Here is a 21,531-nt window from a genome sequence, read left to right on the forward strand (position 1 = left end):
CGGGCTTGCCCGCCTCCACATGAGTATTGCGGCTTACTCTTCTTCTTTCACCGGCGCCACGGCCGGCGGTGGGCGCAGGCCGATTTCGGCGGTGAGCTTGAGCTCCTGGCCGTTGCGCATCACCTGGATGCGGACCTTGTCCGTCGGCTTGATCCGCGCCACCTGGTTCATCGAGCGGCGGCCATCGCCGGCCGGTTCGCCGTCGATGCTCAGGATCACGTCACCCAGTTGCAAACCGGCCTTCTGCGCCGGGCCGTCCCGGAAAATCCCCGCCACTACAATGCCCGGGCGCCCGGAGAGGCCAAAGGATTCCGCCAGTTCCTGAGACAGCGGCTGCACCTCGATGCCAAGCCAGCCACGGATCACCTGGCCGTGCTCGATGATCGACTTCATCACTTCCATGGCCAGTTTCACTGGGATGGCGAAGCCGATGCCCTGGGAGCCGCCGGACTTGGAGAAAATCGCGGTGTTGATGCCGGTCAGGTTGCCGTTGGCATCCACCAGGGCGCCGCCGGAGTTGCCGGGGTTGATCGCCGCATCGGTCTGGATGAAGTCTTCGTAGTTGTTCAGGCCCAACTGGTTGCGCCCGGTGGCGCTGATGATGCCCATGGTTACGGTCTGGCCAACGCCGAAGGGGTTGCCGATGGCCAGGGTCACGTCGCCGATGCGGATGTTGTCCGAGCGGCCGATGGTGATCGAGGGCAGGTTCTTGAGGTCGATCTTCAGCACCGCCAGGTCGGTTTCCGGGTCGCTGCCGATCACTCGAGCCAGGGTTTCGCGGCCGTCCTTGAGGGCGACGACGATCTGGTCGGCGCCGCTGGTGACGTGGTTGTTGGTCAGCAGATAGCCTTCGGGGCTCATGATGACGCCCGAGCCGAGGCTCGATTCCATGCGTTTCTGCTTGGGCGAGTTATCGCCGAAGAAGCGCCGGAACTGCGGGTCTTCAAACAGCGGGTGGGCCGGTTTGTTGATGACTTTAGTGGTGTACAGGTTGACCACGGCGGGGGCGGCGAGGGTCACGGCGTCGGCATAGGACACCGGACCCTGCTGGATAGACGTGGTTTGCGGCGCCTGTTGCAGGTTGACGTCCAGGCTGGGCAGGCCGACCCACTGCGGGTAACGCTGGATAATCAGCAACGCGATAAGCACGCCGGCCAACAGCGGCCAGCCAAAGAAACGCAGCGCCTTGAGCATTAAGCAAGTCCTGAGAGGTTACGAAGGGCCATGGACGGCCCATAATGTCGCGCATTATAGAGGCGCGCGTGCGGCTCTGAACGGGATATTTAGGAGTCTTTTATGGCCGTCGCCCTGAGCACCCTGGTACAAGAAGCGGATCGTTATCTGGGCAGTTCGAGAATTGCCGACTATTGCCCCAACGGCCTGCAGGTCGAGGGCCGCCCGCAGGTGATGCGCATCGTCAGCGGCGTCACCGCCAGCCAGGCGCTGCTGGATGCGGCGGTAGAGGCCAAGGCCGACTTGGTGCTGGTCCACCACGGTTACTTCTGGAAGGGCGAAAACCCCTGCATCACCGGTATGAAGCAGCGCCGCCTCAAGACCCTGCTCAAGCACGACATCAGCCTGCTGGCCTACCACCTGCCGCTGGACTTGCACCCCGAGGTGGGCAACAACGTGCAACTGGCCCGGCAACTGGACATCACCGTCGAAGGCTCGCTGGACCCGGACAACCTCAAGGTCGTGGGGCTGGTGGGTTCCCTGGCCGAGCCCCTGACCGCGCGGGATTTCGCCCGCCGCGTGCAGGGCGCTATGGGCCGCGAGCCCTTGCTCATTGAAGGCAGCGAGATGATCCGCCGGGTCGGCTGGTGCACCGGCGGCGGCCAGGGCTACATCGACCAGGCTGTCTTGGCCGGTGTCGACCTCTACCTGAGCGGCGAGGCCAGCGAGCAGACGTTCCACAGTGCGCGGGAAAACAACATCAGCTTCATTGCCGCCGGCCACCACGCCACTGAGCGCTACGGCGTTCAGGCGTTGGGCGACTACCTGGCGCGGCGCTTTGCCCTTGAGCACCTGTTCATCGATTGCCCGAACCCGATCTGAGCCCTGCACGCGATCCCCGTAGCAGGCGGGCGCCAAGGCCAAACGAGCAGGCATATTCATATACCGTTTCGATCTAGTTGGCGCCCTCTATAGAATCAGGCGCTGTGCTAGCATGCCCCGCTCGAACACGGCCCGCTGGCCGTCCATAAGATCGTTTTCGTGAGTAGCCATGGTCGACAAACTGACGCATCTGAAACAGCTGGAGGCCGAAAGCATCCACATCATCCGCGAGGTCGCCGCCGAGTTCGATAACCCGGTGATGCTCTACTCGATCGGTAAAGATTCCGCCGTGATGCTGCACCTGGCGCGCAAGGCCTTCTTCCCGGGCAAGCTGCCCTTTCCGGTGATGCACGTCGATACCCAGTGGAAATTCCAGGAGATGTACAGGTTCCGCGACCGCATGGTCGAAGAGCTGGGCCTGGAGCTGATTACCCACGTCAACCCCGACGGCGTGGCGCAAGGGATCAACCCCTTCACCCACGGCAGCGCCAAGCACACCGACATCATGAAAACCGAGGGCCTCAAGCAGGCCCTGGATAAGTACGGTTTCGACGCCGCTTTCGGCGGTGCGCGCCGCGATGAAGAGAAATCCCGCGCCAAAGAGCGCGTGTACTCGTTCCGCGACAGCAAGCACCGCTGGGACCCGAAAAACCAGCGCCCGGAGCTGTGGAACGTCTACAACGGCAACGTCAACAAGGGCGAGTCGATCCGCGTGTTCCCCCTGTCCAACTGGACCGAGCTGGATATCTGGCAGTACATCTACCTCGAAGGCATCCCGATCGTGCCGCTGTACTTTGCCGCCGAGCGCGAAGTGATCGAGAAAAACGGCACGCTCATCATGATCGACGACGAGCGCATCCTCGAGCACCTCTCCGACGAGGACAAAGCCCGCATCGTCAAAAAGAAAGTGCGTTTCCGCACCCTCGGCTGCTACCCGCTGACGGGCGCGGTGGAGTCCGAAGCCGAGACGCTGACGGACATCATCCAGGAAATGCTCCTGACGCGAACTTCCGAGCGCCAGGGCCGTGTCATCGACCACGATGGCGCAGGCTCCATGGAAGACAAAAAACGGCAGGGGTACTTTTAAGCTTCGAGTTACAAGCCTCAAGCTGCAAGTGAAGGGCGGTATGCGTCATCTTGCAGCCTGGTGCTAGCAGCCGGTTGTTGCGGGTCGCGTTTGAGTGACTCGTAATGGATTTCGAGAAGTTGGTTGTTTGGCAGAGAAGCACGTGTCTAGCGGTGAGAGTTTACTGAGAGTTTGCTCAATGCAGGGATCTTGGTTTCAAGGACCAAATCACTCGCTCAGCACTTTCGGTGCCTTCCAATATTGCTGAAGGAATGGAGCGTCGCAGTGCCAAAGAAAAGGTACGTTTCCTCTGGATTGCGAAGGCCTCTTGTGGAGAGTTACGAACTCAGACTCTCATCGGCAGTGACATCGCTTACATCGCCCAACCACTGGCTGATAACTGGATTGCAGAAACCCGGGAGCTCTCAAAAATGCTCTGCGGCCTGATTAACAAAATTTCTGACTAGCTGTACGCCGACAAGCTTGCCGCTTGAAGCTCACAGCTTGGAGCTTGAACGTAATGAGCCATCAATCTGATTTGATTAGCGAGGACATCCTCGCCTACCTGGGCCAGCACGAACGTAAGGAAATGCTGCGCTTTCTGACCTGTGGCAACGTTGACGACGGCAAGAGCACGCTGATCGGGCGTTTGCTGCACGACTCCAAGATGATCTACGAAGATCATCTGGAAGCCATCACCCGCGACTCGAAGAAAGTCGGCACCACCGGTGACGATATCGACTTGGCGTTGCTGGTGGACGGTTTGCAGGCCGAGCGTGAGCAGGGCATCACCATCGATGTGGCCTACCGCTATTTCTCTACCGCCAAGCGCAAATTCATCATCGCCGACACCCCCGGCCATGAGCAGTACACCCGCAACATGGCCACCGGTGCGTCCACCTGTGATCTGGCGATTATCCTGGTGGACGCCCGCTACGGCGTGCAGACCCAGACCCGCCGCCACAGCTTTATTGCCTCGTTGTTGGGCATCAAGCACATCGTGGTCGCGATCAACAAAATGGACCTCAACGGTTTCGACGAGAGCATTTTCGAGTCGATCAAGGCCGATTACCTGAAGTTCGCCGAAGGTATCGCCTTCAAGCCGAGCACCTTGGCCTTCGTTCCGATGTCGGCGCTCAAGGGCGACAACGTGGTGAACAAGAGCGAGCGCTCGCCTTGGTACACCGGGCAGTCGCTGATGGAGATCCTCGAGACCGTCGAGATCGCCAACGACCGCAACTACACCGACCTGCGTTTCCCGGTGCAGTATGTCAACCGGCCGAACCTGAACTTCCGCGGTTTTGCTGGCACCCTGGCCAGCGGCATCGTGCACAAGGGCGACGAAGTGGTGGTGCTGCCGTCGGGCAAGAGCAGCCGCGTCAAATCCATCGTCACCTTCGAAGGTGAGCTGGAGCACGCCGGCCCGGGCCAAGCCGTGACCCTGACCATGGAAGACGAGATCGACATCTCCCGTGGCGACCTGCTGGTGCATGCCGACAACGTGCCGCAAGTCACTGACGCCTTCGACGCCATGCTGGTGTGGATGGCCGAAGAGCCGATGCTGCCGGGCAAGAAATACGACATCAAGCGCGCCACCAGTTATGTGCCGGGCTCGATCACCAGCATCGTCCACCGCGTGGACGTCAACACCCTGGCCGAAGGCCCGGCCAGTGCGTTGCAGTTGAACGAAATCGGCCGGGTCAAGATCAGCCTGGACGCCGCCATCGCCCTGGACGGTTACGCCAGCAACCGCACCACTGGCTCGTTCATCGTCATCGATCGCCTGACCAACGGCACCGTCGCCGCCGGCATGATTATCGCCGCGCCCCTGGCCCACGGCAGCGTAAGCCACCACGGCAAACTGGCCCACGTGGCCACCGAAGAGCGCGCCGAGCGCTTCGGCCAGCAACCGGCCACCGTGCTGTTCAGTGGCTTGTCGGGCGCCGGTAAAAGCACCCTGGCCTATGCGGTAGAGCGCAAGCTGTTCGACATGGGCCGGGCGGTGTTTGTGCTCGATGGCCAGAACCTGCGCCACGACCTGAACAAGGGCTTGCCCCAGGACCGCGCCGGGCGCACCGAGAACTGGCGCCGTGCGGCCCATGTCGCACGTCAGTTCAACGAAGCCGGCCTGCTGACCCTGGCCGCGTTCGTCGCCCCGGATGCCGAAGGCCGCGAACAGGCCAAGGCGCTGATCGGCAACGAGCGCCTGCTCACCGTGTACGTCCAGGCCTCGCCTGCGGTGTGCGCCGAGCGTGACCCGCAGGGCCTGTATGCGGCGGGTGGCGACAACATCCCGGGTGAATCCTTCCCCTACGATGTGCCGCTCAATGCCGACCTGGTGATCGACACCCAGGCGTTGTCGTTGGACGACAGCGTCAAGCAGGTGCTCGAACTGTTGCGTCAGCGTGGGGCGATCTAAGAGGGACGCAGCGGTAAGTGGTTAGCTGCAAGCGGTAAGTGAAAAGCCCGCCACCGAGTGATCGGTGGCGGGCTTTTTGGTGGGGTGTGGGAGCGAGCCTGCTCGCGATGGCGCCCTTACAGGCGCCTCAAGGCTTGGCGGGATACTGGTGATGCAATCGCTCCAGCAACGCGTCCTTCTCTTCCCATAAGCGGTTGATCCATTGCTGGAACTGCAACCGGTACTCGCCGTCCTGTTCGTAGTTCTTGCCGATGAACTCGGGCGGGATCTGCACTTCCTCGAAATGCACCACCACCTCCTTGACGTTACCGCACAGCAAATCCCAATAGCCGGGGCGCCCACCGGGGTAGTGGATGGTCACGTTGACGATGGATTGGAGCTGTTCGCCCATGGAGTCCAGAACAAAGGCGATACCGCCGGCCTTGGGCTTGAGCAGGTAGCGGAACGGCGACTGCTGCTGGGCATGCTTGCTGGGGGTGAAGCGCGTGCCCTCGGCGAAGTTGAACATGCCCACCGGGTTATTGCGGAACTTAGCGCAGGTCTTGCGCGTGGTTTCCAGGTCCTTGCCCTTTTTCTCCGGGTGTTTTTCCAGGTAGGCCTTGGAGTAACGCTTCATGAACGGAAAGCCCAGGGCCCACCAGGCCAGGCCGATCACCGGGACCCAGATCAGCTCTTGCTTGAGGAAGAACTTCAGCGGGCGGATGCGGCGGTTGAGCACGTACTGCAGCACCATGATGTCGACCCAGCTCTGGTGGTTGCTGGTAATCAGGTACGAGTGCTGGTAGTCCAGGCCCTGCAACCCCTCTAGGTGCCAGCGGGTGCGGCATACCAGGTCCATCCAGGCTTTGTTGTTGCTGATCCAGGCTTCGTGGGTGTGGCTCATCAGCCACGCGGTGAAGCGTTGCGTGAGGGCGAACGGCAGCACCTTGAAGATCGCCACGCAGAACAGGAACGAGCACAGCAGGATCGTGTTCAGCGCCAGTAAGAGCGAGGCGATCACCCCGCGCACGGGGGCAGGTAGAAATTCCAGCATTTAGGCATCCATAGGTCGGTTGGCCGCTTGAATCGCGGTGAGGGCGATGGTGTACACGATGTCATCGACTTGCGCGCCGCGGGGCAGGTCGTTCACCGGTTTGCGCAGGCCTTGCAGCATCGGCCCTAGGCTGACGCAATCGGCGCTGCGCTGCACCGCCTTGTGGGTGGTGTTGCCGGTGTTGAGGTCGGGGAACACGAACACCGTGGCCTTGCCCGCCACCAGGCTGTTGGGCGCCAGTTGCCGGGCGACGTGTTCATTGGCGGCGGCGTCGTATTGCAGGGGGCCGTCGATCAGCAGGGTGCTTTGCGCCTCGTGGGCCAGCAGGGTGGCTTCGCGGACTTTCTCCACTTCCTCGCCACTGGCCGACTCACCGCTGGAATAGCTAATCATCGCCACCCGCGGGGTGATGCCGAACGCGGCGGCAGAGTCGGCACTTTGCAGGGCGATTTCCGCCAGTTCTGTGGCGCTGGGGTGGGGGTTCATCACGCAGTCGCCGTACACCAGCACCTGGTCGGGGAACAGCATGAAGAACACCGACGACACCAGGGTACAGCCAGGCGCGGTCTTAATCAGTTGCAGGGCCGGGCGAATGGTATTGGCGGTGGAGTGGATGACCCCGGACACCAAGCCGTCCACCTCATCGAGCGCCAGCATCATGGTGCCGATCACCACGGTGTCTTCCAGTTGCTGCTCGGCCATGGGCGCGTTCAGGCTTTTGGTTTTGCGCAGGGCCACCATAGGCTCAACGTAGCGCTTGCGAATCAGGTCCGGGTCGAGGATTTCCAGGCCTTCGGGCAGTTCGATGCCCTGGGCACGGGCCACGGCTTGCACATCCTCAGGTTTGGCCAGCAGCACGCAACGGGCGATGCCACGGGCCTGGCAAATGGCCGCGGCTTGTACGGTCAGCGGGTCGCTGCCCTCGGGCAACACGATGCGCTTGTTGGCGAGCTGGGCGCGCTGGATCAACTGGTAGCGGAACACCGCCGGGGTGAGGCGCATTTCCCGTGGGGTGCCGCAGCGCTGGTGCAGCCATTTGGCGTCCAGGTGGCTGGCGACGAAGTCGGTGATGATCTGCGCACGTTCGCGGTCATCGATGGGGATTTCCTTGTTTAAACCGTTCAACTGGTTGGCGGTGTCGTAGGAACCGGTGCTCACCGACAACACCGGCAACCCGGCCTGCAACGCGCCACGGCACAGGTCCATGATGCGCGGGTCGGGCAGGGTATCGCTGGTCAGCAGCAGGCCGGCCAGGGGCACGCCGTTGATCGCCGCGAGGCTGACGGCGAGGATGATGTCGTCGCGGTCCCCCGGGGTCACCACCAGCACGCCGGGCTTGAGCAGCTCCACGGTGTTGCGCATGGTGCGCGCGCAAATGATGATTTTGCTCATGCGCCGGGTTTCGTAGTCCCCGGCGTTGAGCACCTGGGCGCCCAACAGGTCGGCCACATCGCGGGTGCGCGGGGCGTTGAGTTCGGGTTGGAACGGAATGCAGCCCAGCAAGCGGAAATCGCCACTGCGCAGCAACGGCGAATGTTCCTTCAGGCGCGCGGCGAAGGCCTCCATGCTTTCGTCGGTTTTCACCTTATTGAGGATCACACCCAGCACTTTCGGGTCTTTCGGCCCGCCGAACAGTTGGGCCTGCAACTCCACGCGCCCGGAGAGTTCGGTGAGCACTTCGTTTTCCGGGGCCGAAACCAGGATCACCTCGGCATCCAGGCTCTTGGCCAGGTGCAGGTTGACCCGTGCGGCATAGCTGGCACTGCGGGTCGGCACCATGCCTTCGACCACCAGCACGTCCTTGCCCACGGCCGCTTGCTGGTAAAGGGTGATGATTTCTTCCAGCAGTTCATCGAGCTGGCCATCGCCCAGCATCCGCTCGACATGGGCCAGGCCCAGGGGCTGCGGCGGTTTCAGGCCGTGGGTGCGGGCCACCAGTTCGGTGGAGCGCTCCGGGCCAGTGTCGCCTGGGTGGGGCTGGGCGATGGGTTTGAAGAAGCCGACTTTCAGCCCGGCCCGTTCGAGGGTGCGCACCAGCCCGAGGCTGATGGAGGTCAGGCCCACGCCAAAATCGGTGGGTGCGATAAAAAAAGTTTGCATGCGGATTCTCGGAAGTTGCATGGCGGGCGCTGGCCTATAACTGGCCATTTGCCGGGTATCAGGCGCTAAGGTTATCGCTAACCGGGCCTTGAGCACACCAACCGCAGTCAAAGGGCTGGCCTATTTTTGCCTGGCGCGCGTGCGCATCCTCGACCCAGGCCCGCGATTGCCAGGGCGGTTGGTGGCGCAGGTGCTGGCTATGGCCGCACGACAGCAGCGCAACCCAGTGGCCATCTTCGTCCTGATGAAAACCGCTGACCGTACTGCCCCCTGGCATCGGCCGTTTGTCCGGGTTGTGGTCGCTTTCGCTCGTTTGCTTCGCTAAACTTGCCCGTTCTTCATTCTTATGCAAAAGGTCTCGCCCCATGCTGATCGCCGCCAATAAGGCTGTCTCCATCGACTATACCCTGACCAACGACGCTGGTGAGGTCATCGACAGCTCAGCCGGCGGCGCGCCGCTGGTCTACCTGCAAGGCGCAGGCAACATCATCCCGGGCCTGGAAAAAGCCCTCGATGGCAAGAGCGTCGGTGATGAACTGACCGTGGCCGTTGAACCTGAAGATGCCTACGGCGAATACGCTGCCGAACTGGTCAGCACCCTGAGCCGCAGCATGTTCGAAGGCGTCGACGAGCTGGAAGTGGGCATGCAGTTCCACGCGTCGGCACCGGATGGCCAGATGCAGATCGTCACCATCCGCGACCTGGACGGCGACGACGTGACCGTTGACGGCAACCACCCATTGGCCGGCCAGCGTTTGACCTTCCAGGTCAAGATCGTTGATATCCGTGATGCCAGCGAAGAAGAAATCGCCCATGGTCACGTGCATGGCGAAGGCGGTCATCACCACTGATTTTGTGGGCTAAGCTCACTGATCTGGAAAGGCGCCCGAGGGCGCCTTTTTAGTCGGTGGCAGTTGGCGATGGTGAACGCTGTCGGCAGGTTTCAAGAAAACACGGGAATTTTGGAGTTCGCCATGAGTGCTTTTCACGACCTTAATCTCACCGCCCTGGACGGCAAGGCCCTTCCTCTGATGCCGCTCAAGGGGCAAGTCGTGCTGGTGGTCAACGTCGCCTCCAAGTGCGGGTTGACGCCTCAGTACGCAGCGCTGGAAAACCTCTACCAGCAATTCAAGGGCCAGGGTTTCAGTGTGCTGGGCGTGCCGTGCAACCAGTTTGCCGGGCAGGAGCCGGGCACGGGCCAAGAGATCCAGGATTTCTGCAGCCTCAACTACGGCGTGAGCTTCCCGCTGGCCGGCAAGCTGGACGTTAACGGGCCGGAACGCCATCAGCTGTATCGCCTGCTGGCGGGCGAGGGCGCGGAGTTTCCGGGGGACATCACCTGGAACTTCGAGAAATTCCTCGTCGGCAAGGACGGCCGCGTCTTGGCGCGTTTCTCGCCGCGCACCGCACCGGATGATGTGAGCGTGGTGCAGGCCATCGAAAAAGCCCTGGCCTGATGGCGTGCACGGCGGGAGGCGGCGCGCTCGCGCCGAACCTCGCCTGCGCTTACTTGTAGGCTTCTACCCCTTAATCACCGGAATCAATAGTGCTGTTCAGTGCTGTGATGGCTCCATATTATTGCCGTCATAAAATCCTGTGCGTGCGGAGAATGCGATGCCTGTCCAAGCCTTGTTCAAACCCTTTCAGCTCGGCTCCCTGGAGCTGCCGACCCGCGTGGTGATGGCGCCCATGACCCGTTCGTTCTCGCCCGGCGGCGTGCCCAATTCCAAAGTCATCGAGTACTACCGCCGCCGCGCCGCGGCCGGCGTGGGCCTCATCATTACCGAGGGCACTACCGTTGGGCACAAGGCCTCCAACGGCTACCCGAACGTGCCGCATTTCTATGGCGACGCGGCCCTGGCCGGGTGGAAGAAAGTCGTGGACGCGGTGCACGCCGAGGGCGGCAAGATCGTTCCGCAGTTGTGGCACGTGGGCAGCGTGCGTCGCATCGGCACCGAGCCGGACGCCAGCGTCCCGGCCTATGGCCCGATGGAAAAACTCAAGGACGGCCAGGTGGTGGTCCACGGCATGACGAAGCAAGACATCCAGGACGTGATCGGCGCCTTCGCCCAGGCCGCCAAGGATGCCCAGAGCATCGGCATGGACGGTGTAGAAATCCACGGCGCCCATGGTTACCTGGTGGACCAGTTCTTCTGGGAGGGCAGCAACCAGCGCACCGACGAATACGGTGGCAACCTGGCCAATCGCTCGCGTTTTGCCATTGAACTGATTCAGGCCGTGCGTGCGGCGGTCGGTAAGGATTTCCCGATCATCCTGCGGTTTTCCCAGTGGAAGCAGCAGGATTACACCGCTCGCCTGGTGCAAACCCCCGAGGCGCTGGCGGAGTTTCTCCAGCCGTTGTCCGACGCTGGGGTGGATATTTTCCACTGCTCGACGCGGCGGTTCTGGGAGCCGGAATTCGAAGGCTCTGACCTCAACCTGGCCGGTTGGACCCGGCAACTGACCGGCAAACCGACCATCACCGTGGGCAGCGTGGGCCTGGACGGCGAATTCCTGCAATTTATGGTCAACACCGACAAAGTCGCCCAACCGGCGAGCCTGGAAAAACTCCTGGAACGCCTGAACAACGACGAGTTCGACCTGGTAGCCGTGGGCCGCGCTCTGCTGGTGGACCCGGACTGGGCCGTGAAAGTGCGCGAAGGCCGCGAGCAGGACATCCTGCCGTTTAGCCGCGAAGCCCTGATGAGCCTGGTTTAAGGGCGTCCGGGGTGGCGTTCCCCGCGCCACCCTCAAGGGCCGCCACACCCTTGGCCGACGCACTCGCCGCGCGCAAATACCCTTCCAACTGTTCGATCACTGCCGGCCAGCCTTGGCGGCCGGCGTGTTGCCGGGCATTGAGGCGCACTCGGCGCAGGCTTTCGCGCTCTTCCAGCAACCAGGCCGCCGCATCGCAGAACGCCGCCTCGTCGCCGGGCATCGCCAGCACGCCGTTGTAGCCGTGGCGAATATGCTGGGCGGCGGCAGCCTGGTCATACGCCACCACGCCCAGGCCTGAAGCCAGGGCTTCGAGCACGACGTTGCCGAAGGTCTCGGTAAGGCTGGGGAACAAAAATACGTCCCCCGACGCGTAGTGCTCGGCCAGTGCCTCGCCGCATTGCGCACCACAGAACACGGCATCGGGCAGGTCTTTTTCCAGCGAGCCACGCTGCGGCCCATCGCCCACCAGGATCAACCTCATGGGCCGCTGTGGATAACTGCTGCACAGGGTCGCGAAGCAGCGTTGCAGCAGGCCGAGGTTTTTTTCCGGGGCCAGGCGCCCGATGTAAATCACCGCGATATCGTCGTTCTCCAGGCCCCACTGGCGGCGCAGCTCATCGCGGCGTTTGGCCGGGTTGAACAGGTGGCTGTCCACACCGCGAGTAAGCAGGGCCAAACGCTCGAAGTGGCGCCGCGCCAACTCCAGGTGTTGGCTGAGGCTGGGCACCAGGGTCAGGTGCGAGCGGTTGTGGAACCCGCGCAGGTAGTGGGTCAGCAGGCGGCTCAGTGGCCCCAGGCCATACAGGCGCGAATACTGCTGGAAATTGGTATGAAAGCCGCTGACCACCGCTATCCCCAGGCGCCGCGCCGCGCGTAGGGCCGACAGCCCCAGCGGGCCTTCGGTGGCGATGTACAGCACATCCGGGCGTTGGCGTTTCCAGCGGCGCAGCAGCTTGTGCATCGACGATTGCCCCCACTGCAATCCCGGGTAACCCGGCAGCGGCCAGCCCCGGCAGAGCATGAGGAACTCGTCGTTGGGGCGGTTGTGGTCAGCGGGTTGGCGCGGGCGAACCAACTCAATGCGATGGCCGCGCGCGCGCAAGCCATCGCAGAAGTGGGCCAGGGTGCTGGCCACGCCGTTGATTTCCGGGGGGAAGGTTTCGGTAACCAGGGTGATGCGTAGGGCGGCTGTCATGGCCTGAGTGTCACCCCGGGCCATGTCGTGCAGATGTCAGTGCGGTGATGGATTTATGACGCCGGTTCAGCCTTGGTGGGTAGGCAGGTTCTCGGCGCCGCGCTCGCGCACCCAGAACAGTGTGGCGCCGGCCACGGCAGCCGGCATCATCAGGATGTTGACCACCGGAATCAGCAGCGCCACGTAGACGATGCCGCCGAAGCCCAGGCTCTGCCAGCGCTTCTCGCGTAGCCAGGCGAGCATTTCGTTCCAGCCCAGCTTGTGGTTGTCCGCCGGGTAGTCGATGTACTGGATGGCCATCATCCACACGCCAAACAGCAGCCACAGCGGCGCGGCGATCAAATTGACCACGGGGATGAACGAGAGGATGAGCAGCGCGAGGGCCCGGGGCAGGAAGTAGCCCAGCTTGCGCATTTCCCGCGCCAGGGTGCGGGGCACCATGGCGAACAACTCGCCCCAACTGAAGGCCGGGAAGTCATCGGTGCCGCGCACCACCACTTCGACTTTCTCCGCGAGGAAACCGTTGAACGGCGCGGCGATGATGTTGGCCAGCATCGTGAAGCTGAAAAACACCATCAGCACCACCAGCACCACGAACAAGGGCCACAGCACATAGCTGAGGAAACTCAGCCAGTCGGGCAGCGACGGCATCAGCGTATCGACCCACAGGCTGAAGTAATGGCCGGCCAGGTAGATCAATCCGACGAACAGCACCAGGTTGATGAGCAGCGGCAACAGGACGAACAGGCGCAGGCCCGGGCTCAAGACCAGTTTCAGGCCTTCGCGCAGGTATTGCGGGCCGGACAGAACGGGGGCGGGCATAAAGGGTTCCTTGCAGTGAGAAAACGCGCCGACCTTACCGGCTTTGCCCCGGGGGTGAAAGCACAGTGATGGCCTCGACATTAGCTGTAACAAAGGGGCTGTTAAACAGAGGCGTTACAGATAGAGACCACCTATGAGCTGGATTGTTAAACCGTATTTCCTTAATCTTCCCCCCCTCGATACGCTGCACCCACTATTTTTCAGGGCTGCCGGTTTCAAGCCTTCCCCAAGCGCTTTGGCAACCCTTTTTTTATTTCCGCAGGTTTATCGGTTCCGTGCCCTTGCTGCCCGAACCGATCAATAGGAGTGAGTCATGCCTGAAGTCCGTCATTCGCGAGTGATTATTCTCGGTTCCGGCCCTGCCGGTTACAGCGCGGCGGTCTACGCTGCCCGTGCCAACCTCAAGCCGCTGCTGATTACCGGCATGCAGGCCGGCGGCCAACTGACCACCACCACCGAAGTCGACAACTGGCCCGGCGACGTCCATGGCCTGACGGGCCCTGCCCTGATGGAGCGGATGAAAGAGCACGCCGAGCGCTTTGAAACCGAGATCGTGTTCGACCATATCAATGCGGTGGATTTCGCCTCCAAGCCGTACAGCCTGACCGGCGATAGCGCCGTCTACACCTGCGATGCGCTGATTATCGCCACCGGCGCCAGCGCCCGTTACCTGGGCCTGCCGTCCGAAGAAACCTTCATGGGCAAAGGCGTTTCGGCATGCGCGACCTGCGATGGCTTCTTCTATCGCAACAAGGAAGTGGCCGTGGTTGGCGGTGGCAACACCGCCGTGGAAGAGGCCCTGTACCTGGCCAACATCGCCAGCAAAGTGACCCTGATCCACCGTCGCGAGACTTTCCGCGCCGAGAAGATCCTGATCGACAAGCTGCATGCGCGGGTTGCCGAGGGCAAGATCGTGCTCAAGCTCAACGCCACCCTGGACGAAGTGCTGGGCGACAACATGGGTGTGACCGGTGCGCGCCTGAAGAACAACGACGGCAGCTTCGACGAGCTGAAAGTCGATGGCGTGTTCATCGCCATTGGCCACACCCCGAACACCTCGTTGTTTGAAGGCCAACTGACCCTCAAGGATGGCTACCTGGTCATCAAGAGCGGCACCGAAGGCAACGCCACCGCCACCAGCGTGGAAGGTATCTTCGCCGCAGGCGACGTGGCCGACCACGTGTACCGCCAGGCCATCACCTCGGCCGGCGCAGGCTGCATGGCCGCTCTGGACGCCGAGCGCTACCTGGACGACCTGCAGAACGCAGCGCTCTAAGGCGCTGCAACGAAAAAACCGGCTTGAGTTTCAGGCCGGTTTTTTTATGCCTGTAAGGGCCGTGTTCAGCGCCGGCTCAGGGGCGGGGCGGTGAACTGTACGCCAGCCAAACCATAGGCGATCAATGCACGGATATTGCCGTGGTCGTTGCCTTCGGGCGTGGCCAGGACCGAACGGTAGTGCTCGCCAAAGGCCAGCAGCGCATGCTGGTCGCTCAAACCTTCAAGCAAGGCCAGGCCCAGGGTCTTGCACGAGCCTTCGTTCTGCCCGGCGGCATTTGCTACGCCACCGTTGGTGAAGGCCTGGGGCTGGTAGTCGTAGCCCGCGGCGATAAAGGCCAGGGTGTCGGCGAAGGCGTGCGCGCCGCTGTCGAGGCTGGCACGCAGGGTGTCGAGGTCAGTCATGGGTTTTTCCTTTGGCGAACGCCGCTTGCTGCTCGGCGCTGGCTTCTTTCTGGTATTGGCTTTTCCACTGGGCGTACGGCATGCCGTAGACCACTTCGCGGGCGTCATCGAGGCTGACCTCGATCTGGCGCTCGTCGGCCTCGGCCTTGTACCACTTGGACAGGCAGTTGCGGCAGAACCCGGCGAGGTTCATCAGGTCGATGTTCTGCACATCCTTGCGGCTGTCCAGGTGCGCCACCAATCGACGAAAGGCGGCGGCTTCGAGTTCCAGGCGTTCTTGAGGAGACATAGGGGCAGGGTCCGGGAGGGTTAACGGCTGGCCGCCAGGGTGATCGACACCGACTCGGCAAAGCGCAGGGCATGGGGTTTGTCCACTTCGACTTCGGCGTACAGCACCGAGGCGTTTTGCATCACCAGGTCCAGCAGTTCCTGGGTCATGCGCTCGAGCAGGGCAAAGCGGTTGCCCTCGACGTGGGCGATGATGGCCTTGGTGATGGTGCGGTAGTTCAGGGCGTGGTCGATATCGTTGTCGCGCACGGCATCCTGGGCGGCGTAGAGAATGGTCAGGTTAATCAGCACATCCTGCTTGTTGAGGATTTCGTCCTCATTGATGCCGATAAAGGTGCGCAGGCGCAGGTCCTTGACGCGGATGCGGGCCATTGCTGGTTGTAGTTGTGGCATTGCTACTTGCTCCGTCCAATCAGTTGCAGGAATTCCTGGCGGGTGTTGCTCGACTCGCGAAAGGCGCCGAGCATCACCGAGGTGTTCATGGTCGAGTTCTGCTTCTCGACCCCGCGCATCATCATGCACATGTGTTTGGCTTCAATCACCACCGCCACGCCGGCGGCCTGGGTGACCTGCTGCACCGCGTCGGCGATCTGCCGCGTGAGGTTCTCTTGGATCTGCAAGCGCCGCGCGTACATATCGACGATGCGCGCGATCTTCGACAGCCCCAGCACCTTGCCGGTGGGGATGTACGCCACGTGGGCCTTGCCGATAAAGGGCAGCAGGTGATGTTCGCACAGTGAGTACAGCTCAATGTCGGCAACGATCACCATCTCGTCGCTATCTGACGCGAACAGGGCGCCATTGACGATGTCCTCCAGGCTCTGCCCATAGCCGTGGCAAAGGTACTGCATGGCCTTGGCGGCGCGTGCCGGGGTGTCTTGCAAGCCTTCGCGCGTGGGGTCTTCGCCCAGGCCGATGAGGATTTGCCGGTAATGCTGGGGCAGGGACAGCGTCATACAACATCCTCCGCGGGGGCCGCCTACTTGAGGTGCCGCCCGCCATTGACGGTCAGGGTGGTGCCTGTGACACAAGGGCTTTGCAGCAGATAACGCAAGCCCTGGTAAATCGCCTCGCTACCGGGCGCAACGCCCATCACCGATTTGGCCAAGGCCTTGGCCCGGTAGGCCGCGTCATCGCCCTCATTGAACAGCACCAGGGCCGGGGCGATAGCGTTGACCTTGATGTGCGGCGCATAGCGGGCGGCGAACGACAGGGTCAGGCTGTCCAGCCCGGCCTTGCTGGCGCAGTAGGCGATGTGGTTGCTGCTGCCCTTGCGCGTCACGTCATCGCTGATGTGGACGATATCCGCCGGGCTCGAGCGCTCCAGCAGCGGCGCGCAATGCAGGTTGATGAGGTAGGGCGCGAGCATGTGCACGCTGAACATCTGCGTGAAGGCTTGCGCCTCATCGCCCGCAGGTTCCTTCAGCCACGCCGAGGCGTTGTGGACGATGGCGCGCAAGCTGTCGGTGTGGGTTTTCAGTTCGCCGATAAAGGCCAGGATGCTGGCCTCGCTGGAAAAATCCGCGAACAGCGTTACCGCGCCCCGCTCGCGAAGGGTTTGCAGGCCGGGGCGTTCGCTGCGGTAGCTGACAATCACCGGGTGGCCGGCCTCGAGCAGGCGCAGCGCACAGTGCAGGCCGACACGCTGGCTGGCGCCGGTGATAAGAATCGGGGCTGGGGGCTGGGTCATGTGCGGCTCGCGTCACGGGTAGGGCAAAACTATACCAGCGACGGGCTATCAGCGCCCCGCGCTTATGGGTTCTGCGCAGCGGTCGGGGCGGGCAGGGCGCGGGTCGCCGTGGCGTTGAGCCAATTAGCCAACAGGCGCGTGGAGAGTGGGATGAACAGGTACACCATCAGCGGCGTCAGGGCCAGGGTACTGACGAACACTCGGCTTAGCAGTCCCAGGTCGGTGAGCCACGGGCCCAGCAGCCAGTTGAACAGCAGCGACACCGGAAAGAACGCCAGCCAGATCGCCACCGCTTGCTTCCAGCGTGGCGGGCGCGCGCCGCTGGTGCCGAACCAGCCGTCGATGCCGCGTACCCGATGTTCCGAAGGGTGGGCGAACAGGTCGCTGCCACGGGCGAGCCACGCTGTACGCGAGACAGAATGCTCCCAGGCGTGCAGGGTCTGTTCATTGGCGAAGCGGAAGATGATCTGGAATTCGTTATCGTCGGGCGGTGGGGCCAGTACGCCGGACCCGAGGTAGCCGGGGAAGTCGGTGGCCAGTTGCTCGCCTTCGTGGAGCCAGGCAATCAGGTCCTGATAGCGGCCATCGGCAACGCGGCGCGCCACCATCAGGGTGACGGGTGAGGTCGACATGGGTTTATCTCCGTAATGCTGACGCGCGTTCCCGGGTAGGGGCGCACTGCACGCAGCGCCGGGGTGGTGGGCTGCGTTGAAATTCAGGCAAGGATTATTCCCGATTCCATCAAATACACCAGCGCGGTGTGCGACAAACTGCACTTGATATCCCCAGGTGAGCCGGGGATAGAATGGGATCCAATACTTTTTCGGACCTTTCCCGCAGAACATGCCTGTTATCACCGAACTTCACGGATCTTCCACGGCGTCCCGACAGCTCCAGCAAGAAGACCTGTTCCCGATTCGGGAAGTGTCACGCCTGACTGGCGTCAACCCGGTCACCCTGCGTGCCTGGGAGCGGCGCTATGGTTTGATCGTGCCCACACGCACCGAAAGTGGGCATCGCCTGTATTCCATGACCGATATCGAGCGGGTGCGCAGCATCCTGCACTGGATCGAACGCGGTGTGGCGGTGAGCAAGATCGGCCGGATCCTGGCTAAAAACAGCAGTGTTCACGCCTATGCCGACGCGCCAGGCGCCCGCCAGGAATACGAACAGTGGCAAAGCCGCCTGCGCGGTGCCCTCGCTGCCTTTGACGAGCGGCACCTGGAGCGGCTCTATGGCCAGGTATTCGCCAGCTACCCCGTGGCGGTGGTGTTCCAGGACATTCTGCTGCCGTTGTGGAAAAGCCTTATGCAGCAGCCCCGGGGCTTTGGCCAGGCCAGCGAATGGCTGATGCTCGACAGCTTTCTGCGCACCCGGGTGTCTCAACGCTTGCTGTTTTTGCGCGGCGAACAACCGCACAAGATCCTGCTGAGCGCCCTTACCGAACCCAGCTACGAACTCGAATTGCTGGTGGCGGCGCTGTTGCTGGGTAACGAGCAGGTTGAGGTGCGGGTGTTGGCGCTGGGCCAGCCTTTCGATGAATTGACCTTGCTGTGCGAGCGGATCAAGCCCCAGGCGCTGGTGCTGTTCGGCAACCATGCCCCGGCGCCGGAGTGGCCACGGCGCCTCAATCGCCTGGCGATGAGCCTGGATTGCCCGCTGATGCTGGCGGGCGCTACCGCTGACCTGCTTCAGGAAAGCCTGGCCGGCACCTCGATCGGTCGCCTGGGTAGCGAAGGGCCTTTGATGCAGCGGCGGTTGATGCGGTTTCTCAGCGGTACGCTGGATACCTGAGTGGCTCAGCTATGCAGGGCCGGATGGCTGAGGCGGTGCTGTTGCAGGATGAACTGGCGCAGGCGCTCGGTTTCGTCCGTGTCGCTCTGGTTCAGGCGATAGGCGAAGAAGCCTTGGGCGGTTTCGCGCTCGAAGCTGCCGCGCAGGGCAATGCGCTCATAGCCTGAGGGGCTGAACCACTGGGCGAACTGGCGCGGCGGCTTGGTGCGGTTGCGGATTTCCACCAGCACGCCTTTGAACGACACCTCGTGTACCCACAGGGCTCCGGGCTGGCCATGGGCATTCTCCAGGGGCACCGGCTCTTCCAGCGCCAGGCGCCAGGGGCGAACCATCGGCCCGTCTTCAAAAATACTCGGCACACCCAGGCGCAGGTGCAAGGCGTGGAACTCGTCTTCCACCAGGTGCAGGGGAAAGGTCATCTGCTGGTTTTCGAATTGCGCTTGAATCGTCACTTGCTCGTTGGCCGCCAGGCGCGTGAGCAGATCGCGGATCTGCGAACCGCCGTTGACCAACAGGCTCGAGGTCGCATCCCGCACATTGAGCTGCGGGTTGTGCTGCATGGTCTGGATGAAATCCAGCTCATCCTGGGTCAGGAGGGTGTCACGGTGCATGGCGAACTCGAGAAAAAGGGCAGGTTCAGGGGTGATTGTAGTTAATGACAATTAATTCGCGGTCTTGTTTGCGCCGCCCGTCGCCTGGAGCGCGCTTAATTGCGCCTGCAACTCGGCCACTTGGTTTTCCAGCTTCTGCACCCGTTGTTCAGCGCGAACCTGGGCCGAGACATCCTTCTGCACCCCGATTATGTACGTCTGTTGGTCGTTCGCGTTGAGCACCATCGATAACGACAGCTCGTTCCAGAACGGCGTGCCGTCCTTGCGGTAGTTGCGCAGCACTTCGCGGCACGAGCGGCGTCGGTTGAGGGCGTCGCGGATCAGCGCCAATGCCGGTTGGTCGCGGTCGCCGGCCTGCAAAAAGCGACAGTCCTGGTACAAAATCTCGTCGCTGCTGTAGCCGGTCATGCGCTCGAAGGCCGGGTTCACGTAGATGAGGATGTTGTCTTCGCCTTCTTTCTCGGCGATGACGATGCCGTCGTGGGAGGCGTTGATGACCATTTGCAGCAGGTGGGCATTTATCATCGGCAAGCTGTCCGGTCATTCGCGGTAGCCGGGGATTCTAAGGCAAGATCGGCAACTGTCCACTTGCCATCATTTCTAATTGAGAGGCAGTCGCATTTTTTTCCTGCGCACTGCTAGTATCGCGGTCTTTGTATCAGCCTCAGGATCAGATTGATGAAAGTCGCCATTCTTAACGGTTCGGTGTACGGCGTATCGGAAGACGTCGCACAGAACGCTGCGAAATTGCTCAAAACCGCGGGTTTCGATGTGATGCACAACCCCCGGGCAAGCCTGGAGCAGTTCCTGGAATTTGCCCCCGACGCCCTGTTGGCGGTGACTTCGACCACCGGCCTGGGCGAGCTGCCAGACAACCTGCAAGGGCTGTATGCCAGCCTTCGTGACCAGTTGCCCGGTGCCTGGCGCGGTTTGCCCGGCGGCGTAATCGGCCTGGGCGATTCGTGCTACGGCGACACCTTTTGCAGTGGCGGGGAGCAAATGCACGAACTGTTCGAGGAGTTGGGCGTGCGTGAGGTGCTGCCGATGCTGCGCCTGGACGCTAGCGAAACCATCAACCCGGACCGCGATTCCGAGCCATGGATCGCCGACTTCATCCACGCCCTCAAGTAACCGGGCGCTCGCGCAACAGGGCCAGCCAGGCCTGGGCAGCCTTTGACAGGTACGCGCCCTCGCGCCAGATAAAGGCAATGTCCCAACGCAAATAGTCCGGCGCCCGCAACGGGCGCAGGATAACGCCTTCGCGCACCAGGCCTCGCGCCACCAGCCGCGGCAGCAGCACCACGCCCTGGCCCGCGGCCACCAGCGCCGCGAGAAAATCGGCCTGGCCACTGCGCCCGCCCTCGCGGGGGGTGAAGCCCAGTTGCTGGCAAGCCTGGTGCAAACGGTCATTGAGGACAAAACTGCGCTGGTACAGCAGGAACGGCGTATCCGCTAATTCTTCCAGGCCAATCACAACCTGCCCGGCCAAGGGATGATCGGCGGGCAGCAAGGCGTCCAGCGGCTCGTCGCAGAAGGGCTGGAAGGCAAATTGCGGGTCCTTGGGTTGCAGGCTGCCGCCCAGTTCCAGTTCGCCACTGAGCACCGCTTGCTCGATGCTACGGCTGCCGCCCTCCAGCAAATACACGGTGATGTTGGGGTAACGTCGGCGATATTCGGCAAACAACCCGGCAAACAGCGCATCACTGCCCAGCAACGGCAGGCCCAGGCGCAGTTCGCCCCTGGCCAGTTGGCTCAAGTCGTCCAGTTCACTGAGCAATTCGTTGTGCTGGCGGAGCATGGCTTCGCCCCGTTGCAGGACGACTTGGCCAGCGGCGGTGAGGCGGATATGGGAGCCGAGGCGATCCAGCAGCGGGGTGCCCAGGCTCTGTTCCAATTGGGCGATTTGCTTGCTGACCGCCGATTGGCTGACGTTGAGGGTTTTCGCCGCTTGGGTGAAGCCGCCCTGGTGGATGACTTCGACGAAGCTGCGCAGGTGTTTGAATTCCATTGTGTGATTCCAGCTTGGAATGGCTTGTAGTCTAACAATTCGTTTTGGGGAT

Annotated in this window: 24 protein-coding genes and 1 pseudogene; 10 read left to right on the forward strand and 15 right to left on the reverse strand. The window is 62.3% G+C overall.

Annotated features, from left to right (window positions below):
• Positions 1-33: 33 nt before the first annotated feature.
• Positions 34-1,194: a Do family serine endopeptidase AlgW gene (algW, locus tag AC19YR_RS19665; protein WP_500599783.1), complete on the reverse strand. Its 1,161-nt coding sequence runs from the start codon at positions 1,192-1,194 to the stop codon at positions 34-36.
• Positions 1,195-1,296: 102 nt separating this feature from the next.
• Here algW and AC19YR_RS19670 point away from each other — a divergent pair, with 102 nt between their 5' ends.
• The 4 genes and pseudogenes from AC19YR_RS19670 to cysN all read left to right on the forward strand — a co-directional run bounded on the left by AC19YR_RS19670 (position 1,297) and on the right by cysN (position 5,540).
• Positions 1,297-2,055, forward strand: a complete 759-nt coding sequence (locus AC19YR_RS19670) for a Nif3-like dinuclear metal center hexameric protein (RefSeq protein ID WP_500599784.1) — start codon at positions 1,297-1,299, stop codon at positions 2,053-2,055.
• Positions 2,056-2,224: 169 nt separating this feature from the next.
• Positions 2,225-3,142, forward strand: a complete 918-nt coding sequence (gene cysD, locus AC19YR_RS19675) for a sulfate adenylyltransferase subunit CysD (protein WP_095107849.1) — start codon at positions 2,225-2,227, stop codon at positions 3,140-3,142.
• Between the two features lie 104 nt (positions 3,143-3,246).
• A pseudogene (locus AC19YR_RS19680) lies at positions 3,247-3,588 on the forward strand (four helix bundle protein).
• Between the two features lie 53 nt (positions 3,589-3,641).
• Complete coding sequence (gene cysN / locus AC19YR_RS19685) at positions 3,642-5,540, forward strand: sulfate adenylyltransferase subunit CysN (RefSeq protein WP_500599785.1); 1,899 nt, start codon at positions 3,642-3,644, stop codon at positions 5,538-5,540.
• A 127-nt stretch (positions 5,541-5,667) separates the two neighbouring features.
• Here cysN and yihG read toward each other — a convergent pair whose 3' ends face one another.
• The 3 genes from yihG to AC19YR_RS19700 are packed head-to-tail and all read right to left on the reverse strand — an operon-like array spanning position 5,668 to position 9,070.
• Entirely contained in the window at positions 5,668-6,573 is a 906-nt protein-coding gene (yihG, locus tag AC19YR_RS19690; protein ID WP_095107851.1) for a 1-acylglycerol-3-phosphate O-acyltransferase, YihG family, read from the reverse strand.
• Positions 6,574-8,673 (reverse strand): phosphate acetyltransferase, encoded by a 2,100-nt coding sequence (pta, locus tag AC19YR_RS19695; RefSeq protein ID WP_500599786.1) that lies wholly within the window; start codon positions 8,671-8,673, stop codon positions 6,574-6,576.
• A gap of 58 nt (positions 8,674-8,731) precedes the next feature.
• Positions 8,732-9,070, reverse strand: a complete 339-nt coding sequence (locus AC19YR_RS19700; protein ID WP_095107853.1) for a DUF3565 domain-containing protein — start codon at positions 9,068-9,070, stop codon at positions 8,732-8,734.
• Between AC19YR_RS19700 and AC19YR_RS19705 the strand changes: the two genes are divergently transcribed.
• The 3 genes from AC19YR_RS19705 (at position 9,039) to AC19YR_RS19715 (ending at position 11,391) form a co-directional block, all read left to right on the forward strand.
• Positions 9,039-9,524, forward strand: coding sequence for an FKBP-type peptidyl-prolyl cis-trans isomerase (locus AC19YR_RS19705; protein WP_095107854.1), 486 nt, complete (start codon positions 9,039-9,041; stop codon positions 9,522-9,524). The two genes, AC19YR_RS19700 and AC19YR_RS19705, sit on opposite strands and share 32 nt — an antisense overlap.
• 123 nt (positions 9,525-9,647) lie before the next feature.
• Positions 9,648-10,130 carry a glutathione peroxidase gene (locus AC19YR_RS19710; protein ID WP_500599787.1) on the forward strand — a complete coding sequence of 161 codons (483 nt, stop codon included), beginning with the start codon at positions 9,648-9,650 and terminating at the stop codon, positions 10,128-10,130.
• 157 nt (positions 10,131-10,287) lie between these two features.
• Positions 10,288-11,391 carry an NADH:flavin oxidoreductase gene (locus AC19YR_RS19715; protein WP_095107856.1) on the forward strand — a complete coding sequence of 368 codons (1,104 nt, stop codon included), beginning with the start codon at positions 10,288-10,290 and terminating at the stop codon, positions 11,389-11,391.
• Here AC19YR_RS19715 and AC19YR_RS19720 read toward each other — a convergent pair.
• Together AC19YR_RS19720 and cysZ are read right to left on the reverse strand one after the other, a co-directional pair.
• The gene (locus AC19YR_RS19720) at positions 11,360-12,610 is read right to left on the reverse strand and encodes a glycosyltransferase family 4 protein (RefSeq protein ID WP_500599788.1); all 1,251 of its coding nucleotides are present in this window, start codon (positions 12,608-12,610) and stop codon (positions 11,360-11,362) included. The two genes, AC19YR_RS19715 and AC19YR_RS19720, sit on opposite strands and share 32 nt — an antisense overlap.
• Positions 12,611-12,652: 42 nt before the next feature.
• Positions 12,653-13,408, reverse strand: coding sequence for a sulfate transporter CysZ (gene cysZ / locus AC19YR_RS19725; protein WP_095107858.1), 756 nt, complete (start codon positions 13,406-13,408; stop codon positions 12,653-12,655).
• Between the two features lie 313 nt (positions 13,409-13,721).
• Between cysZ and trxB the strand changes: the two genes are divergently transcribed.
• Positions 13,722-14,684, forward strand: coding sequence for a thioredoxin-disulfide reductase (trxB, locus tag AC19YR_RS19730; protein WP_095107859.1), 963 nt, complete (start codon positions 13,722-13,724; stop codon positions 14,682-14,684).
• Between the two features lie 65 nt (positions 14,685-14,749).
• Here the strand turns inward: trxB and AC19YR_RS19735 are convergent, their stop codons facing one another.
• From AC19YR_RS19735 to AC19YR_RS19760, 6 genes are all read right to left on the reverse strand, one after another.
• Positions 14,750-15,088: a HopJ type III effector protein gene (locus AC19YR_RS19735; RefSeq protein ID WP_500599789.1), complete on the reverse strand. Its 339-nt coding sequence runs from the start codon at positions 15,086-15,088 to the stop codon at positions 14,750-14,752.
• Positions 15,081-15,377 (reverse strand): DUF1244 domain-containing protein, encoded by a 297-nt coding sequence (locus AC19YR_RS19740; protein WP_095107861.1) that lies wholly within the window; start codon positions 15,375-15,377, stop codon positions 15,081-15,083. Before AC19YR_RS19740 ends, AC19YR_RS19735 begins: the two co-directional genes overlap by 8 nt.
• Before the next feature lie 20 nt (positions 15,378-15,397).
• On the reverse strand, positions 15,398-15,769 hold the full coding sequence (gene folX / locus AC19YR_RS19745) for a dihydroneopterin triphosphate 2'-epimerase (protein ID WP_095107862.1): 372 nt from the start codon (positions 15,767-15,769) through the stop codon (positions 15,398-15,400).
• Between the two features lie 2 nt (positions 15,770-15,771).
• Entirely contained in the window at positions 15,772-16,332 is a 561-nt protein-coding gene (folE, locus tag AC19YR_RS19750) for a GTP cyclohydrolase I FolE (RefSeq protein ID WP_095107863.1), read from the reverse strand.
• A 23-nt stretch (positions 16,333-16,355) separates the two neighbouring features.
• The gene (folM, locus tag AC19YR_RS19755; protein ID WP_095107864.1) at positions 16,356-17,066 is read right to left on the reverse strand and encodes a dihydromonapterin reductase; all 711 of its coding nucleotides are present in this window, start codon (positions 17,064-17,066) and stop codon (positions 16,356-16,358) included.
• 62 nt (positions 17,067-17,128) lie between these two features.
• Positions 17,129-17,698: an antibiotic biosynthesis monooxygenase gene (locus tag AC19YR_RS19760; protein WP_095107865.1), complete on the reverse strand. Its 570-nt coding sequence runs from the start codon at positions 17,696-17,698 to the stop codon at positions 17,129-17,131.
• Positions 17,699-17,909: 211 nt separating this feature from the next.
• On the opposite strand from AC19YR_RS19760, the gene AC19YR_RS19765 reads away from it, so the two are divergent.
• The gene (locus AC19YR_RS19765; protein WP_095107866.1) at positions 17,910-18,860 is read left to right on the forward strand and encodes a MerR family transcriptional regulator; all 951 of its coding nucleotides are present in this window, start codon (positions 17,910-17,912) and stop codon (positions 18,858-18,860) included.
• A 5-nt stretch (positions 18,861-18,865) separates the two neighbouring features.
• Here the strand turns inward: AC19YR_RS19765 and AC19YR_RS19770 are convergent, their stop codons facing one another.
• Complete coding sequence (locus AC19YR_RS19770; RefSeq protein ID WP_500599791.1) at positions 18,866-19,471, reverse strand: hypothetical protein; 606 nt, start codon at positions 19,469-19,471, stop codon at positions 18,866-18,868.
• Between the two features lie 51 nt (positions 19,472-19,522).
• The gene (locus tag AC19YR_RS19775) at positions 19,523-19,996 is read right to left on the reverse strand and encodes a PAS domain-containing protein (protein WP_500599793.1); all 474 of its coding nucleotides are present in this window, start codon (positions 19,994-19,996) and stop codon (positions 19,523-19,525) included.
• 153 nt (positions 19,997-20,149) lie between these two features.
• Here AC19YR_RS19775 and AC19YR_RS19780 point away from each other — a divergent pair, with 153 nt between their 5' ends.
• Positions 20,150-20,602: a flavodoxin gene (locus AC19YR_RS19780; protein WP_095107869.1), complete on the forward strand. Its 453-nt coding sequence runs from the start codon at positions 20,150-20,152 to the stop codon at positions 20,600-20,602.
• Here the strand turns inward: AC19YR_RS19780 and AC19YR_RS19785 are convergent.
• Positions 20,595-21,479 carry a LysR family transcriptional regulator gene (locus tag AC19YR_RS19785; RefSeq protein WP_500599795.1) on the reverse strand — a complete coding sequence of 295 codons (885 nt, stop codon included), beginning with the start codon at positions 21,477-21,479 and terminating at the stop codon, positions 20,595-20,597. The genes AC19YR_RS19780 and AC19YR_RS19785 overlap by 8 nt on opposite strands.
• Positions 21,480-21,531 lie beyond the last annotated feature (52 nt).

Source organism: Pseudomonas sp. MF08817, from assembly GCF_059862705.1.